The 16,383-nt window shown below is 57.8% G+C and carries 18 protein-coding genes; 2 read left to right on the top strand and 16 right to left on the bottom strand.

Translation table 11 applies throughout. The annotated features are described in order from the left end of the window. Nucleotides 1-6 precede the first annotated feature (6 nt). The 9 genes from ABLU88_RS19335 to ABLU88_RS19295 form a co-directional block, all read right to left on the bottom strand. A complete protein-coding gene (locus tag ABLU88_RS19335; protein WP_049083501.1) occupies nt 7-765 on the bottom strand; it encodes an SIS domain-containing protein in 759 nt (252 codons plus the stop codon). Next, on the bottom strand, nt 762-1,928 hold the full coding sequence (locus ABLU88_RS19330) for a glycoside hydrolase family 88 protein (protein WP_064405583.1): 1,167 nt from the start codon (nt 1,926-1,928) through the stop codon (nt 762-764). Before ABLU88_RS19330 ends, ABLU88_RS19335 begins: the two co-directional genes overlap by 4 nt. Before the next feature lie 9 nt (nt 1,929-1,937). Further along, complete coding sequence (locus tag ABLU88_RS19325; protein WP_024359662.1) at nt 1,938-2,642, bottom strand: sugar isomerase domain-containing protein; 705 nt, start codon at nt 2,640-2,642, stop codon at nt 1,938-1,940. Nucleotides 2,643-2,645: 3 nt separating this feature from the next. Continuing rightward, entirely contained in the window at nt 2,646-3,137 is a 492-nt protein-coding gene (locus ABLU88_RS19320; RefSeq protein WP_025106174.1) for a PTS sugar transporter subunit IIB, read from the bottom strand. A 27-nt stretch (nt 3,138-3,164) separates the two neighbouring features. Beyond that, nucleotides 3,165-3,944 carry a PTS system mannose/fructose/sorbose family transporter subunit IID gene (locus ABLU88_RS19315; protein ID WP_348837623.1) on the bottom strand — a complete coding sequence of 260 codons (780 nt, stop codon included), beginning with the start codon at nt 3,942-3,944 and terminating at the stop codon, nt 3,165-3,167. Further along, nucleotides 3,937-4,719, bottom strand: coding sequence for a PTS sugar transporter subunit IIC (locus ABLU88_RS19310; protein WP_014228687.1), 783 nt, complete (start codon nt 4,717-4,719; stop codon nt 3,937-3,939). Before ABLU88_RS19310 ends, ABLU88_RS19315 begins: the two co-directional genes overlap by 8 nt. A 3-nt stretch (nt 4,720-4,722) precedes the next feature. Then, complete coding sequence (locus ABLU88_RS19305) at nt 4,723-5,160, bottom strand: PTS fructose transporter subunit IIA (RefSeq protein ID WP_014228688.1); 438 nt, start codon at nt 5,158-5,160, stop codon at nt 4,723-4,725. After that, complete coding sequence (locus tag ABLU88_RS19300) at nt 5,157-5,888, bottom strand: GntR family transcriptional regulator (protein ID WP_014837997.1); 732 nt, start codon at nt 5,886-5,888, stop codon at nt 5,157-5,159. The genes ABLU88_RS19305 and ABLU88_RS19300 overlap by 4 nt, the downstream gene beginning before the upstream one ends. Before the next feature lie 324 nt (nt 5,889-6,212). Continuing rightward, the gene (locus ABLU88_RS19295) at nt 6,213-7,421 is read right to left on the bottom strand and encodes a pyridoxal phosphate-dependent aminotransferase (protein ID WP_014837999.1); all 1,209 of its coding nucleotides are present in this window, start codon (nt 7,419-7,421) and stop codon (nt 6,213-6,215) included. Nucleotides 7,422-7,489: 68 nt separating this feature from the next. Between ABLU88_RS19295 and ABLU88_RS19290 the strand changes: the two genes are divergently transcribed. Next, nucleotides 7,490-8,587, top strand: coding sequence for a hypothetical protein (locus ABLU88_RS19290; protein ID WP_025106176.1), 1,098 nt, complete (start codon nt 7,490-7,492; stop codon nt 8,585-8,587). Here the strand turns inward: ABLU88_RS19290 and ABLU88_RS19285 are convergent. From ABLU88_RS19285 to ABLU88_RS19255, 7 genes are read right to left on the bottom strand one after another with little or no spacing between them, the layout of a single operon-like run. Continuing rightward, nucleotides 8,571-9,494: a dihydrodipicolinate synthase family protein gene (locus ABLU88_RS19285; protein WP_103815017.1), complete on the bottom strand. Its 924-nt coding sequence runs from the start codon at nt 9,492-9,494 to the stop codon at nt 8,571-8,573. The two genes, ABLU88_RS19290 and ABLU88_RS19285, sit on opposite strands and share 17 nt — an antisense overlap. Nucleotides 9,495-9,504: 10 nt before the next feature. Beyond that, nucleotides 9,505-10,674 carry a Xaa-Pro peptidase family protein gene (locus ABLU88_RS19280; protein ID WP_143439684.1) on the bottom strand — a complete coding sequence of 390 codons (1,170 nt, stop codon included), beginning with the start codon at nt 10,672-10,674 and terminating at the stop codon, nt 9,505-9,507. Beyond that, nucleotides 10,661-11,761: a mandelate racemase/muconate lactonizing enzyme family protein gene (locus ABLU88_RS19275; protein ID WP_348837619.1), complete on the bottom strand. Its 1,101-nt coding sequence runs from the start codon at nt 11,759-11,761 to the stop codon at nt 10,661-10,663. The genes ABLU88_RS19280 and ABLU88_RS19275 overlap by 14 nt, the downstream gene beginning before the upstream one ends. Beyond that, nucleotides 11,758-12,933, bottom strand: a complete 1,176-nt coding sequence (locus tag ABLU88_RS19270; RefSeq protein WP_109240754.1) for a M20 family metallopeptidase — start codon at nt 12,931-12,933, stop codon at nt 11,758-11,760. Before ABLU88_RS19270 ends, ABLU88_RS19275 begins: the two co-directional genes overlap by 4 nt. 13 nt (nt 12,934-12,946) lie before the next feature. Then, a complete protein-coding gene (locus ABLU88_RS19265) occupies nt 12,947-13,687 on the bottom strand; it encodes an amino acid ABC transporter ATP-binding protein (protein WP_004849580.1) in 741 nt (246 codons plus the stop codon). After that, on the bottom strand, nt 13,684-14,409 hold the full coding sequence (locus tag ABLU88_RS19260; RefSeq protein ID WP_348837616.1) for an amino acid ABC transporter permease: 726 nt from the start codon (nt 14,407-14,409) through the stop codon (nt 13,684-13,686). Before ABLU88_RS19260 ends, ABLU88_RS19265 begins: the two co-directional genes overlap by 4 nt. Nucleotides 14,410-14,437: 28 nt before the next feature. Beyond that, on the bottom strand, nt 14,438-15,250 hold the full coding sequence (locus ABLU88_RS19255) for an ABC transporter substrate-binding protein (RefSeq protein WP_009651954.1): 813 nt from the start codon (nt 15,248-15,250) through the stop codon (nt 14,438-14,440). A gap of 191 nt (nt 15,251-15,441) precedes the next feature. Here ABLU88_RS19255 and ABLU88_RS19250 point away from each other — a divergent pair, with 191 nt between their 5' ends. Further along, entirely contained in the window at nt 15,442-16,338 is an 897-nt protein-coding gene (locus tag ABLU88_RS19250; protein ID WP_154920323.1) for a GntR family transcriptional regulator, read from the top strand. Nucleotides 16,339-16,383 lie beyond the last annotated feature (45 nt).

Raw genomic sequence — 16,383 nt, 5'->3', positions numbered from 1 at the left:
TACTGCTTATTTAAAACTCGTGTTATTTATGAGCTCCGGGATTTGCGCACCGTATTTTTCGAGAAGATATTCATTATGTTTTGAGGAATTCGCAATGTTACCGCTCAAAAATACCGGCAGAGATTTATTTTCACTCCCCAGGTTCGCTATGATTTCCGCGAACAGGGTGTGCATAATAAATAGCCCGGTCATTGAGGAAACCGGCGCGAACGGCGTTGCATGCTCCGTAAGGGAAAGTACCGCATCACCGATTGGCACCTGGTTATCAATGGCGACATCCACGCAGTCCCGCAGCTTAAGGCCAGCCTTGTGCTTCGACGGCTGGGTCTCGGCATACAGAAAGCTGGTCAGCGCCAGGGTAAATGCCCCGTGCTGTTTTGCCCAGAGTGCTGCATCGACCGGAGCGGGGTTAATCCCGGAAGTTGAGATAACAATCAGCGCATCTTTACTGGTGATCGAGAATCTCTCCAGATGCTCAGCAATATAGTCATTCTGTTTTTCATAATATGATGAAGCAGCCGCCCCCTGATGTAACATTAAAGGTTCGATAAATATTGGCCGAACCGGGGCGATTCCTCCGGCACGATAAAATACATCTTCAGCGAAAATATGTGAGTGGCCGCAGCCGAAAATATAAATTACACCTCCCTGGTTAATGATTTTTGCCAGTTCCACGGCGGTGGAAGTGATTTTATGGCTTTGCTGTTGAGTAATGTCGTTAAGTTTTTTCTGGACGATATCTAAATAGCTCTGAATCATTGTCATAACCAGTATCCTGACCATTGTGGTTGGTAGACTCGGTATAACGCTTCCATATAGAAGTAATCTCCCCAGAGATTACATTCATCGATGCCTTTACCGAGGGCATAGGCGTAAACACCATGTTTAAGTAAGCCTTCGCAGACATCATCATCGCGGGCAGACGCGCCGCGCATTAATGCCAGCAGACACTGACGCGCCAGTTTCTGGTAACCGGCATCCGGAAAGTGCTTATGCGCTTCAAGCAGGCCGCAGACCGCAATCGCCAGCGCGGAGCTGTCTTTCGGGGCGTCCGGATCTGCAGCCAGCAGCAGATCCCAGGCGGGAACGCCGTCCTCCGGCAGGTAGCGGAAGAAATACTCGCAGGCCTGCTGCCACCGTTCGTAGTGGTCGGTTTCGCCGGTAGCCGACCAGTGAAGCGGGATGCCGAGAATGGCCCACGCCTGGCCGCGGGCCCAGCAGGAGTTATCGCTGTAGCCCTGAAAGGTTTTCCCGTGCGAAGGCGCACCGCTTGTCTGGTCAAAATAGAAGGTATGGAAAGTGGAGCCGTCTTCGCGAAAAATGTTGTTGATGACCGCCGCATAGTGGCGTTCAGCCACTTCCCGATAACGTGATTCACCGCTGATCTTTGCCGCCACGTGGAGCAGGGGAAGGTTAATCAATGAATCGATAATAAGCCGGTACTCCTGCGGGTCGTTAAGCGTCCCCCAGGCCTGGATAAAACCGGCGCTGGGGTGAAAACGGTTTACCAGCAGATCGGCCGCCGCCAGAATAAGCGGGGTTAGCGCTTCGCGCTCCGTCAGTTTCCAGTACGCGACTGCCGACAGGCTATAAAGGAAGCCGATATCGTGGTGATCGAGGACGTGGTGCGCCGCCAGGCGGGCTTTAAAACTCGCCACGTTGCGTTCAACGCCGTCCAGGTAGGCGCGATCGCCGCTGAACTCCCAGGCCATTGCCTGCATCCCGGTCCAGAATCCGTTGGTCCAGTCGTTATTCTCTTTCAGAACGTAGCGATTATGGATCGTGCAGGCTGAGGGGAATTTCTCGCCGTACAGACCCATGTTACGCGCGATGCGTCGCGCGCACGCCGTCAGCTCATCCCGACAGGCGTCGGGCGTGAGGGCAGGAAAGGGCAGCGGTGTGAGGCGATTCGACAGACTCTCTTTCATGATTTTTCCCTACAGCGTGAATACGCGCTCTTTGTACTGACTCATCAGCATGTCGTTGTATTCTTTACCGCCGGGCAGATTGATGCTGCGCATCACCGGCGGCGCGATACCTTGTTCCAGCAGCATCTCGATGCAGCGGATCACCACGTTATTGATGATGAAGGCCGCAGACAGCGAGGACACCGGACCGGTCATGATGTTGCCGTTATCCATACTTAGCGTGCAGTCACCGGACGGGCAGCCGTTATCGAGAATGACATCGGCATAGTCGCGAATGCTCTCGCTCGTTGGCGTCGACTCGCCGGCGTAGCGGGTGATAACCACCAGCTTCAGCCCCCTCTCCTTGACCTTGCGTGCCAGCTCAACGTGCAGCGGTTTAGTGCCGGAGTTGGAGATAATCACAAAGCAGTCTGACTCGCGCAGATCGAGCAGCCCGGAGAAGATGTCGCCAATCCCTTTCAGCGAATCAAACCAGCCGGTTGGCCCATAGAACTGGTCAATGGCTTTGGTATTGACCAGGCCGCCCGCACGACCGGCCAGCTCAACCGCCGCGGCAAACGAGTGGCCGGATCCAAAGCCGTGAATAATGCCGTTGGCTTTGACGCACTCGGCAAACAGCGCCGCCGCCTGCTCAACTTCAGCGCTCTGAGTAAGAAACACCTGATTCAGCGTCGCTAAAACATGCTGATAATACTGCTGCTGATGTGGTGACATCCCTTATCCCTTATCGGCTTTTAAAAACGTGGTGATACAGGCGTTCGGCTCTTCCGGCGTCATCTGCGCCGTCACCGCCACGCCTTTTTCCAGCAGCGCGTTGATGGCCGCGATCTCAGCATCGTTGACGCTGACCGAGCGTTTGATCTGGCGGCGATCGTCTTTGTTGGACATATTGCCGATATTGAGCTGTGGGAGGGCAATCCCGGCGTTCATCAGCTTCAGCGCCAGCTCCGGGGTCTTCAGCAGGATCAGTACGCGCTGACCGTCGTAGTTGCCGGCGAGGATATTGGCGCTGGCTTTCTCAAAAGAGAGAATAGAGGTGTTGCAGCCTTCCGGGGCTGCACTGCGCAGCAGCATTTTCTCTACCTCGTTTGCAGCTACGGCGTCGTCAATCACCATAATACGGTTGGCGTTGAAGTGGCTTACCCAGCGGGTGGCCACCTGGCCGTGGATCAGCCGGTCATCGACACGAATATGCACAATACCTTTCATGATAAATTCCTTAAATCAATGTGTTACTTAACCTAGAATATTCAGGTTGTAGCCGATAATACCTAAAGCAATCAGGACAAAAATGACCCGAGTCGAGTTCATCTTTTTGAGCCCCAGCAGCCACCAGGTGAACCCCACAACCAGCAACGGAATAAGCCCGGGCATAATCTGGTCGGCAATGCTCTGCAGCTTGAGCGACACTTCGCCGTAGCTGAATTCGAAATTAAGATTCGCCTTCACCACCGAGGGGATAAGCGCCCCGATAACCGTCAGCCCGAGAATATTGGCTGCGCGGGTAATTTTGTTGAGGCTATTGGTCAAAGACCCCAGCAGGTTGACCCCTTCCTGATACCCTTTGCTGATGCTAAAGCGCATAAACAGCATGCGAACCAGGGCGAACAGTAGCCAGAGAACAAGCCCCACCGGGTTGCCCTGCAGCGCGAGGTACGACGCGACAGAACCGATAATGGTGGTCGGAATAACAAAGAACAGCGTATCTCCGATGCCCGCCAGAGGCCCCATCAGACCGGTTTTGATCCCGGCAACCGCATCTTTGCCCGCAAGCCCGGTCTGCTCTTCCAGGGCGATGTTCACCCCGAGGATCCCCGGCGCCATGGTGTTGTTGGTGTTAAAGAACTGGCTGTGTACCTTCGCCGCGTTCTTCTGCTCTTCGGGTTTTGCGTACTTTTTCTCAAGGAACGGATAGATGCTGTACAGATAGCCCAGACCCTGCATTTTTTCGTAGTTCCAGCCTGACTGACCGAACAGGAACCAGCGCCAGAACACGCGTTTTAATACTTTATTCATCGCCCATTGCTCCATTTGCCGGGGATTCGGTAGTTTGCGTTACCTGTTTTTCTGAGTTGAAGACGTAAAGCGCAATTGCCAGACCCAGCAGCGCGGCGCCCAGCACCGGCACTTTCAGATAGGCCGCCAGGAAAAAGCCCAGAATCAGAAACGAGATGTTCTTCTTAATCGGTAAATAGCGCAGCAGGATGGAGATACCCAGCGCAGGCAGTAGGCCCCCGGCGACTTTAAGACCGTTCATGATGGACGCGGGGATCCAGGTCACGACGTCATTAACAAAGGTTGCCCCGAGGATCAGCGCCAACAGCACCGGCAGCATACGCGAGAGCGAAATAGGCACCTGGCCCAGCAGGTTCATCCTGGCCGCCGCCTTCACCTGACCCTCTTCAATCAGCCTGTCGGCCTTATGATGGATAAAGGTGTTGCTGAAGCGGGCGAGGATATCCAGCTGTACCATTAAGAGACCAATCGGCACCGCAATGGTGGCGCCAAACGCCGCGCCCTGGCCGCTGATGATCGCGAAAGTGGTACCCAGCACCGCACCGGTCATGTAGTCCGGGATCGACGCGCCGCCGAAGTTGCCCACGCCCAGTACCAGCAGGTTCAGGGTGCCGCCGACGATAAGCCCGGTGGTCATATCGCCCATAATGAGACCGGCAAAGAAGCCCGCCATGCTCGGTTTCACTAACCCAAGCGTCGTGTTGTTGCCGTCGTATATCGCCAGCCCTGAATAAAGCGTCAGTAACGCTATCTGCCAGACCGCAATGTGCTCCATTTTTTACTCGTCTCCGTCGTCTGTGTGGGCGGCAAGCGCTGCCTGCTGTAAATGGTAAATACCATCACGCGCCGTAGTTATTATTTCATTCAGCGAGGCTGGCGAGTGACTTTCATCAATTGCCATGGCCATTTCCAGAATTAAGTTTAAATTCATCCCAGAGAGCAGGGTGATATTATTCCATAGGTTGTTAGTGACAATAATCTCCATTGCGGAGTTATACGGCGAACCACTTTTTAAATCAGAGAGGATAATAATTTTGGATTTTGCTGCGCTAAGGATGGTGATTTTATCGAGAAGTTCCTGTTTAAATACTGCAATCCCTTTCTCACCATCCAGTTCAACTACATGAAGGTTTGGCTGCGCTCCGAGTATTAATTCTGTGGCCTGTCTGGCACCGCTGGCGAAACCCCCATGAGAGATTAATAATAATTGGTTCATCCTGCCCCCTTATCTGGCGTTCTTATTTCAATATAAAATGATTCTAACCGTTTCCAGGTCTCAATATATTCAATCACCTGACCTTGCTCGTCGTGGGTATAGCGTTTCATCATGATAACGGGCTGGTGAGCCGTGAGCTCAAGGTGCTGCAGGACTTCTGGCGCAGCATCGGTCAGGGCGCAGATGGTCTGCCGATAGGGCATGGTGTACATATCAAGACCATTGTTAACCTTAAAAGCCTCATAAATAGAGCTGAGTGCCGAATTCTTAATCGTCAATTGACTGGCGAAGTAGCGGGCCGGAATATGCGAAATCTGTAATGCATAAGGTTTGTTATTATCAAACTTTAAGCGCGCAATACGATAATATCTTTCATCATCATTTAACCCGAGTTTTTCTTTAATACACGGATCGTTTTCCAGTTCACAGGCGATAACTTTAACCGACTGCATGCCTTTTAAATCGTTATCTGATTCTGAGAAAATAATGTTCTCATTTCGTTTGGCTTTCGAAACAAAAGTGCCTTTACCCTGATAGCGAATCAGGTAGCCTTCATTGACCATTTCGTGAATAGCGCGAATAACCGTGGCGGAACTGACGGAGTAACGCTCTTTTAATTCCGACTCACTGTAGAATTTTTCCCCGGGTTTAAAAGTACCGTTTCTTATTTCATCTAACAGTGCTGCCTTTATCACCTGGTATTTCGTTGACTGTGCCGTTGCTTTCATTGTTTCGCCAGTTTCTGTTTACATTTATTTTATTTCGTAGGCTTACGATACCCGTACCCGATTGTCCGATCAACCTCTCAACTCAACTTAACCGGTTAACCTGTTAAGTTATTTCCTGGACTGTGATGCATTTCGCAATTTCGCCCCGACGGAGGGGGCAGGGGCGAGGAATTTTTGCCGCAGCGGCCGGGCGTGAACGCAAACTGATTGCCGCGCTATTGCGCTGGCGAGCTGAGAAAACGGAGCGCCCGCATTCAACAACTCCGGCCAGTACATCGCGCGGGGTTTTCTTTTTACAGGGCGCCATTGTAGTGCTTGCGTGCCCTAACGCAGCTGCGCGCAGGCTTCGGCAATCCGCTGACAGGCCTGCGTCAGCAGCCCATCTTCCACCGCGTAGGCAATACGTAAATACCCCGGCATGCCGAACGCGGACCCGTGTAACACGGCCACCTGAGTGTGTTCTAACAGCCAGTTCGCCAGTCCGCTGTCGTCGCGGAGAGTTTCGCCGGTGGGCGTCACTCGCCCAATGAGCCGCTGGCAGTTGGCAAACACATAGAATGCGCCCTGGGGAATGCCAGCGCTCAGGCCCTCGGTGGCGGCAATCATCCCCAGCACCTGCTGACGGCGTTTATCCAGCGTGTGCAGCCAGCCGTCTAAGAAGTCCGCCGAATGGTTAAGGGCAGCGACCGCCGCAGCCTGCGAAATCGCGCTGGGGTTGGAGGTGCTTTGTGATTGCAGGATCTGCATGGCGGCAATGAGCCACTGCGGCCCGCCCGCATAGCCCAGACGCCAGCCGGTCATGGCGTGGCTTTTGGACACGCCGTTCACCGTCAGCGTACGCGAAACCAGCTGCGGCGCGGCCTGAGCAAACGTGGTGAACGGGGTATTGTCGTAACGCAGCGGCTCGTAAATGTCGTCGGCCATCACCAGCACCTGCGGGTAGTCCGCCAGCACGTCTGCCAGCGCGCGCAGCTCCCGTTCGCTGTAAATCGCCCCGGTCGGGTTGCCCGGCGAATTGAGGATCAACCAGCGCGTTGACGGGGTGAGGGCGGCGGCCAGTTGTTCCGGCGTCAGCTTCCAGCCGTGTTGTTCATCGCAGGGCACAATCACCGGTTCGCCGTCGGCCAGAGAGACCATATCCGGGTAAGAGACCCAGTAGGGCGCGGGAATAATCACCTGCTGCCCGGCGTCCAGGGTTGCCAGAAAGGCGTTGAAAATAAGCTGTTTGGCGCCGCTCCCGGCGATGATCTCTTCCGGACGGTAGCGCAGCTGATTGTCGCGAGCGAACTTGGCGGCAATGGCCGCCTTGAGCGCTGCGGTGCCGGAAACGGCGGTATACTTAGTCTGGTGATGCACGATAGCTTCAATGCCCGCATAGCTAATATGGGGTGGGGTAGCAAAATCCAGTTCCCCTTCGCCCAGGTTGATAACCTGCTTGCCTGCGGCTTCCAGTACCCGTACCTGGTCAGAAATGGCCGCGGTCGGAGAAGGCCGTACGGATTGCATACGACGGGCGATTTGACTGTTATTCATAAATCCTCTTTTGTATCTAATGATTCAATTAATACAATTAGGTACCCAACATCAGCAGGAAACTCGCCGTGTCACCGATCTTTATTCTCGATAACAGCTCCGCGCCCGCCCGCTACGGTATCACCGCCAGCCTGTGGGCCAATCGTCTTGGGTTGCCCCTCTGGAGCCTTCGCCCCGACTTCGCCGGGGATGTACCCGATAGCCACCAGCACGTCATTCGTGCAGGGTACTGCGTGACCAGCGGCCTCTGGCGCAGCGATACGCTGCGTGAAGAGGTGCGCGATATCGCCCGCCTGCCGTCATCAGACGCCGTCATTGTGCTGGCGTCCTCGCAGGCGCCGCTTATCGCCGACCTGCCGGGCCAGCGGCTTTACAGCGACGACAGCCGCCACCGCCTGACGCTCAGCGATGGGCAACACACGCTGTTAGATCTCACCGCCGACCGCTACGGCCGCTGGGATAGCGGCGAGTCGTCGTCTGCCGGCGGGTCCTTGCGCATCGCGCTGATTGGCCGCGAGGCGGACCACCGTCTGGTCTATCCCGCCACGCTCGGCTCGCTGGGCGATGCCGCGGCGTCGCTGGGGCTGAACCTGGAGGTCCATTTCTTTGCGCCGGTCAGCCTGTCCACGGGATTACACGAGCTTCAGGCCTTCCAGGGCGTGGTGCTGCCAGGCGGTTCCTCGATGGCGGCGGTCAACGGACAAATCCGCGTGGCGGAAGAGACCCTGGCCCGCGGGCAGCCAACGCTGGGGCTGTGCCTGGGAATGCAGAGCATGATGACCGCAGCCGTGCGCCGTAGCCCGGGTTTCGAATCGGCCATTCCCGCGGAAGTCGCCCCCGATGAAGCCCTGCACAGCTTTGTTCCCTTTGCCGATGGCCGTCATCGCTGCGGCGTATTCCCTTTTTCCTCCGGGCTTATCCCCGGCGATATCCGCGAAATGCACTATAACCATCGCTACTGCTTTAACCCCGAGTTATTGCCGGCGCTGTCTCCCGGCGGGGTCAGCGTGAGCGCGCAAAGCGACGGTATCGTGGAAGCCGTTTCCCAGCCTGAGCTGCCGTTCTGGCACGGGGTTCAGGGGCATCCGGAACTGATGTCCCGCCCGGATGCGCCCCATCCGCTGTTCGTCGCGTTCCTACAGGCGGCGCTTAACGCGCCAGCGTAACCCCGCTGCGAGGGTCGCTGGCAAGCTCCTGCATTACGCGGGTCAGCTCTGCCAGCGCCGCGTCGCCGATCGGTTTTAACGGTGCGCGTACGGTGCCGCCGTTAAAGCCGCGCAGCGCCATCGCCGCTTTCACCAACTGCGGCTGACCGTGTTTGCGCGCCAGCGCCCGATACGCGTACCACAGCTGATGCAAATCGCGGGCGGTGGCGGCGTCGCCCCGTTCTACGGCGCGGAAGGTATTGACGATCAGCTCCGGCAGCGCGCCGCTGTTGGTCGTGCTGATGCCGTCAAACCCGGCCATCATCGGCCCGAGGAAAGCCAGATCGGAGGCACAGAACAAACGCAGCCGCCCGCGCAGGCGGTTGGCAATCTGATCGATGGCGGTTGGGTTGAGATCGCCCTGTTTGATGCCGACCACGTTCGGGATCTCTGCCAGCCGTTCCAGCAGCGCCGGGGAGAGGGTGATGCCGATGCCCGGCGCGTTGTACACCAGAATGCCGGTTTTGGATAACGGCGCCATCTCATTGAAGTAGCTGACGATCTGTTCGTCAGTGATTTCGCTAACAAAGGGGGCGGTGACCATCGGCAGCCCGCCCAGCTCGCTTGCCAGCCGGGTCAGCTCGCGGGCGTCGCGCGGGTCGGAACTGGCGCTGCACAGCATCACCGCCACGCGGTCGTCCACGCAGCCCATCACCTCATGAAACAGCTCTCGGCGTTCTTCGACGGTCATTACCGGAAACTCACCGTAGGTGCCGCCAATCAGCAGGCCGTCATAGCCCAGATCAATCACGCGTTCGATATTTTCACGCAGCGCCGGGAAGTCGATCGCGCCGCTGGCGGTGAACGGGGTGACGGTGATGTTGAAAATGCCGCGCAGGCGTTCACGGCACTCGTTGATATCTTTCATCTTTCTTTCCTTACAGCAGCGTTAATGGGCGAGCCAGGGAACCCAGCTGGCGATATCCGGTTTCAGTCACCACCACGGTTTCGCTGACGCCGACGGTGAATTGACCGTAGATACGCAGGGCCGGCGGGATGTGGAAGGTCATGCCAGGCTGCAGCTCGGTGGTGACGCCGCTGTACAGACTGAGAATGCCGCCTTCGCCCCAGTCCGGCGCGAAGGCGATACCGATGGAGTAACCGGTGCGTTTTTTGAAGTTTTCGGTGAATCCGGCGCGGTCGATCACCTTCTGGCAGGCCAGGTGCGGCGCTTCGCAGGTGGCGCCCGGACGAATGGCGTCGAGGGCGGCCTGCAGGGCTTCCTGACAAACTTTTTCCATTTCGATGGCGATAGCGGGCGGACGGCCCAGCCAGGCGGAGCGCATCATCGCGGCGTGGTAGCGATCGTGGGCGGCGGACATCTCCAGAAAGACCGGGTCGTTATTCTGCATCATCCGACGTCGCCACGTGCCGTGCGGCACGCCGCTGCGTGGGCCAGTAGAAACCAGCGGTTCCATGCCGACATACTCGGAACCGGCGGCAATAGCGGCCCCCATCATCGCGGAGACCAGCGCGTTTTCGTCCGCGCCGCTGCCAATCGCCGCCATCCCGGCGCGCATGCCCGCATCCACATAGCGCGCCGCGAGGGCGATTTTTTCCACCTCCGCCGCCGATTTCACCGCGCGCAGCGGTTCGATGACGCCCGCGGTATCGGCGATGGTGCCGAGCTTCGCCTGCAGGGCTTCATAGACGGCAATCGGCAGGAACCAGCCGCGTTTGTCCAGCCCAATGCGTTTGTTGAGCCAGCCGCGCTGTTGCAGCATGCCTACCAGGAAATCCACCGGGTTATCGCCATCCTGGTAGATGGCGGCGTCTGAAATAAAGGTGTTGGCGATAAAGTTAAAGTATTCGAGCTGGCGAATCACAAAGACCGGATCCCCTTCTACCGGCAGCAGCAGCGCCTGAAAGGTGTAATAGCCCGGCGTTTGCTGACCGGTAAGCCAGAAAATGTTTTCCGGGCCGGTCACGATCATCACGTCCACGCCCGCGCGGCTTAAGCGTTCGCGGGTACGCTGAATGCGCTGCGCATATTCGTCGGCGCGAAAGGCGGACTCGCTGCCCTGAATCACATTGTTAACATCTTGCATCATTAAACTCCTGGAGTAAGTTGGCCCGCGCGGCATCGAACTGCACGCCCAGACCGGGAGAGTCGTTAACGGCGACCATGCCATTGCGGTATTCCAGCCCGCTGACGGGATCGTCGGTTAATCCATCGGCGCCATACAGTTCGGCGAATGCCGGTTGCACCACGCGGCACAGCTGGAGCGCGGCGGCGGTGGCGGCATGGCCTTCATTCATCTGGCCAATCATGAACGGCACGTCGGCGAGTCGCAGACGGACGGCGGCGGCAAGCGTCGGAGCAAGCCCCCCCAGTTTCACCAGCTTGAGATGCCCCCACAGCGCACCTTTGGCGGCGATAAGCCGGGTGATGGCCGACTCGCTGTTGAGGCTTTCGTCGAGCATGATCGGGATGCCGTAGCCGTACAGTTCAGCAAGCTGGCTATCGTTTGCCGGGCTTAACGGCTGTTCGATATAGCTGAGATTCAGCTCGCGCAGATAAGGGAACGCCGCGTGAGCCTGCGCCAGCGACCACTGGCCGTTCACGTCAATCGCCAGCGAAATCTGCTGACCAAACCGCAGCCTCAGCTTTTGCAGGCGGGCCAGGTCGGTGGCGAAATCCGCTACGCCCGTGCGTAACTTCAGCTGGGTAAAACCGCGATCGACATAGCGCTGCGCCTGCGCCAGCATCTCTGCTTCGCTGCCCCAGAACAGCGTCTGATTGGTGTGCCAGGCGGGCAGGCCAGCTGGCGCCCCCAGCCAGGCGGCGACGCTGACCCCGTTCTGACGCGCCATTAAATCGTGCAACGCCATATCCAGCGCCATGCGCGACGGCGGCAGCAGCGTGCGGTCCTCCTCGTGCAGCGCGGCAAGTTGCGCCGCGGGCTCCTGGCGCCAGTCCCAACCGTTGAGGCGTTGAAGCAGGTTGTTCAGCACCTGCTCTTCGCGGTAGCCGTGCAGGTAGCGAATGTTGAGACGCACTTCGCCAATCCCCGTCACGCCACGGTCTTCCAGGCGCAACCAGAGGGTGTCGAGCGCCGTCACCGGGCCGGAGGCGGCGGTATGCAGCGTCACGCCGGCGTAATGCAGGTCTCCCCGAAAGAGCTGCGCTTTCATAAATCGGACGCCGGCGGCAGCATGGCGAGCGCAATATCGAGATAGATATCTGCCGCGGCGATAAATTCATCGACGGGGACGAATTCATCGGGCTTGTGGGCCACGGACAGCGAGCCGGGGCCAATCACCACGCCCTTTGCGCCCAGCGAACGGAAATGCACCAGGTCGCAGCCGCCCTGAAAACCAAACGGGCCGGGCTCGCTCTGTCCGTGACGGCGGCAGGCGGCAAGGCTTTGCTCGACAATGGCTTCGCTGCTGTCGGTTTGCGTCGCGCCGCCGGTGGTGGGCTGCCAGGCGATAATTTCTGCTTCCACGTTTGCCTGCGCGTACGCGTGGTCGAGCAGCTGTTGCAGTTCGGCTTTAACAACCTCTTCGTCTTCCCCCGGTACCATGCGGCGATCGAGCAGCAGCTCGCAGCTGTCTGGCACCACGTTGTCCGCATGGCCGCCGTGGATGCGGGTCACCGTCAGGCTGGCGTTGCCGACCAGATCGTGGCAGCGGCAACGCACCTGCAGGTGGTGGGCCTCTTCGATCAGCCCTAAAAGGCGCGCGGACTGGTAAATGGCGTTAACCCCCAGCTCCGGCGTGCCGGAGTGCGCGGTGACGCCTTTTACCCGCACGCGAGGACGCAAGCTGCCTTTGTGAGCCGAGAAGGTCGCATTCGATGTCGGCTCGCCAATCACCGCGAAATCAATCGCCGGCGGGGTGTCGCGTACGTAGAATTTCGCCCCTTCGCTGGCGACCTCTTCATCGGCGGTGAACACGCCCATCAAGGTGCCGGACCAGCGCTGACGGTTGGCGGCCAGCAGACGCAGGGCTTCAACCATCGCCACCAGCGGGCCTTTGGCATCGCAGGCGCCGCGCCCGTACAGGCGGCCATCGCGTTCGCTGAGGGTGAAGGGATCGCTCGCCCAGCCGCTGCCCGCCGGAACGGTGTCAATATGGGTGTTGAAGGCGAAGCACGGTCCCGGTCCATTGTGCAGGACGGCGATAACGTTGGTCCGCCCCGGCGCGTATTCGCTAAAGGAGAGATCGAACCCGGCGGTCAGCAGCCAGCCTTCCAGACATTCGGCGGCTTCACGCTCATGGCCCGGTGGATTTTCCGTATTGATGGCAACCAGCGTCGCTAAATCCTTTTTCATTCGTGCGCTGTCAACCTGGTAACTGGACATAGGAACTCCGTGATTAATGTAATATTTGCGTCAGGAAGCGCTGCGCGCGCTCGCTGACGTGGCCGGCGAAGAAATCACCGGTGCTGGCGCGATCGATAATTTCGCCGTCTTCCATAAAAAGAATGTTGTTGGCGGCCCGCCGGGCGAAGCCCATCTCGTGGGTCACCACCATGCTGGTCATCCCTTCCGCGCTGAGCTCTGCCATCACTTCCAGCACTTCGCGGATCATCTCCGGGTCGAGAGCTGAGGTGGGTTCGTCATAGAGCATCAGCTCGGGCTTCATCGCCAGGGCACGGGCAATCGCCACGCGCTGCTGCTGGCCGCCGGAGAGCTCGTCCGGAAAGTGGTCCGCGCGTTCGTTGATGCGCACCTTCGCCAGCAGGTTGTCCGCCAGCGTGCGGGCATCAATGCGGTTCATCCCCAGCACCGTCATTGGGGCCAGCATGATGTTTTCCGCCGCCGTCAGGTGCGAGAACAGCTCGTAGTTCTGGAACACCATGCCAATACGCTGACGCAGTTTGTGCACCGGCACTTCGCCCCGGCTGATGTGCTGGCTGGCGAAAAAGACGTCGCCGCTGTCGGCAGGTGAGAGCATATTGACGCAGCGTAGCAGGGTGGATTTTCCCGAGCCCGATGGCCCAATCAGCACCACGGTTTCCCCGCGCTGCACCTCAAGTGAGCAGTTCTTGAGCACGGTCTGGCGACCAAAAGTCTTATCAATGCCGATCATCTCCAGCAGCGGTTTCTCGCTCATGGTTCCTCCCGGGCGATTTTCGGTAATTTAAACAGGCGGGTCAGTCGCTTCTGGCTCTTGCTGCGCCGCTGTTTGGGATCCAGTACGCTTTCAAGCCGCGACTGGAAGATCATGAACAGGCTGGTGAGCAGCAGATAATAGAGACCGGCGGCGCAAAGCGCTTCGAAGTAGCGGAAGCTGGCGCTGGCGGTCTGGTTGGCGACCAGCAGCAGCTCCTGAACGGCGATAACCGACACCAGCGCGCTCGATTTCAGCATGCTGATCATCTGGTTACCCATCGGCGGCAGAACGATGCGTGCGGCCTGAGGCAGCACGATTTTTCGCATGATCTGCCCGTGGGTCATCCCGAGCGCCATGCCGGCGGTGCGCTGGCCGCTTTTTACGGCCTGCAGGCCAGAGCGCAGAATTTCCGCCATGTAGGCGCCTTCATTAAGCGAAAGCGCCAGCACTGCACAGGTAAACGCGGAGAAGCGTAAGCCGAAGCCTGGCAGCACGTTGTAGACAAAGATTATCTGGAACAGCACCGGCGTCCCGCGAAACAGCCACAGGTAGAAAAAGGCCAGCCCTCTCCCGGCGCGAAACGGCGCTTCCTGCAACAGCGCCAACACCAGGCCCAGCACCACGCCACACAACAGTGAGCAGAGGGTAATCAGTAGCGTCATCCACGCACCCTGAACAAACTCGGGTGAGAGGAAGTACTGCCACATTAGTTCGATCGACATAGCTTTCTCCGGTTAATGGCAAAACGGCTTAGAAAAGGGCAACGGAGTCAGGGAAGTTCCATTTCTCAATCAATTGCTTATAGGTGCCATTTTTGACGAGACCCTGGAGACCTTTTTCCAGCAGGGCCCGGGTTTCGGTGTCGCCTTTACGCACGGCAAACGCGATATGGGTATCCGCTTCGAATTCGTCGCCAACCGCGGCAAACATGCCCGCTTTTTCGGTTAACAGGGCGACGGTCCCCGGCGTGGAGAGGAACTCGGCATCGGCGCGGCCCTGGGCGACGGCGACGGCGGAGTCGGTGGCGGCGGGGAAGGTCATGACGTTAATGGCCGGTTTTTTGGCGTCCAGGCAGCGCTGGTTATCTGCCCGGGCCTGGCTCTCTTCGATCCCGCCGAGCGTCACGGCGATGTTTTTGCCGCAGAGGCTCAGGTCGCGTCCGGTGATTTTTGCCGGGTTACCTTTGCTCACCACCACGCGGCTGCCGATTTTCAGATAGGGCACGAAGTCGACCTGCGCGGCACGGGTAGGATTGACGTACATGGCGGAGTTGATGATATCGAGACGTTTCCCCTGCAGCGCTGGGATAAGCCCTTTGAACTCCATCGGCATCGGCGCAGGCGTCAGCTGGATCTCTTTGCTTAGCGCGTTAATCAGGTCGATATCGAAGCCGGTGAGCTTGCCCTCTTTCACGAACTCAAAAGGCATAAACGTCGCCGCCGTGCCGTAGGTCAGCTTGCCCGGGGCGATGGTTTCCACCGCAGCATGGCTTACCAGCGGAAGTGCAGTCAGCGCGAACATCAAGGTACGCACGCGGCGAAACAGTAAAGAATTGCTGGACATAGTCGTCTCCTGGTTAAGATTTAAATTGAATTTATTGAGTCAATAAATACAATCAAGCGTGTGAAAAAAATGTCTCATCCTGGTGCGTATTGCACGCTAATCGTGCAGTCCTTGCTTTGTTTTGCTGCGTTTTGTTGCCCGTGATATTGTATATATCGATCACAACAATGCATTTTAGGGAACCGTTCTCCATGCAGCCTGACTCCACTGCGAGCAGTCGCCGGATCGCCCGGCAAATACTCGACCTGATATCCGAAGCAAAATTCGATCCAGGTCATCATTTACGGGAGCAACATCTTGCCGATGCGCTGGGCGTGTCGCGTACGCCGGTGCGCGCCGGGCTAAAAGAGTTGACCCGAATGGGGGTGGTTGAAGCGCGTCCGAATCAGGGCTTTTTCCTGCTTAAACGCAGCAATGAGCTGGAGCTGCTGGAGATTGAGCAGTCCAAGAGCAATGACCAGAAGCTGTACGAGCAGCTGGTACACGATCGTATTGCGGGTGCGCTGCCGGAATCGTTTACCCAGACCGAAATCAGCCAGCGCTATGATGTCGATCGCGGCGTGCTGACCCGTACGCTGGTGAAGCTATCGGAGGACGGCCTGATTGCCCGTAACGCGGGGCACGGCTGGCGCTTCCTGCAAACCCTCAACTCCGATGTCGCCCTGCGCAACAGCTACGGTTTTCGCCTGATGATTGAACCGACGGCGCTGCTGACGCCCGGCCTGCATGTGGACAGGCAGATGCTTAAACGCCTGCGCGCCCGGCATCTGCGGCTCATCACCCACCCGGACATTACGCAGGTGCCGGCAAAAGAGATTTTCGAAACCGACGCTGAGTTTCACGAGCTGCTGGCAGAAGCCAGCGGCAACCTGTTCGTGTTACAGGCCATTCAGCAACAAAACCGGCTGCGCCGTCTGCTGGAATTTGGCAGCTATCACAATAAGCGCCGCGTAAAAGCGTGGTGTGAAGAGCATGTTGCCATCATCGATGCTCTGCGAGAGAACAAGCCGGAACAGGCGGCAGAGTTGATGAGAACGCATCTGCAATACGCCTTTGACCAGGTCAATGTTAAAAACGCCCGCGCATAACTGGCATCGCTCTTGCACATATTGCTTCTGAAAATACAATCAGGA

Source organism: Klebsiella sp. GW_Kp182, from assembly GCF_040062275.1.
GTDB lineage: Bacteria > Pseudomonadota > Gammaproteobacteria > Enterobacterales > Enterobacteriaceae > Klebsiella > Klebsiella michiganensis.
This window is presented reverse-complemented; position numbering and strand designations above follow the sequence as displayed.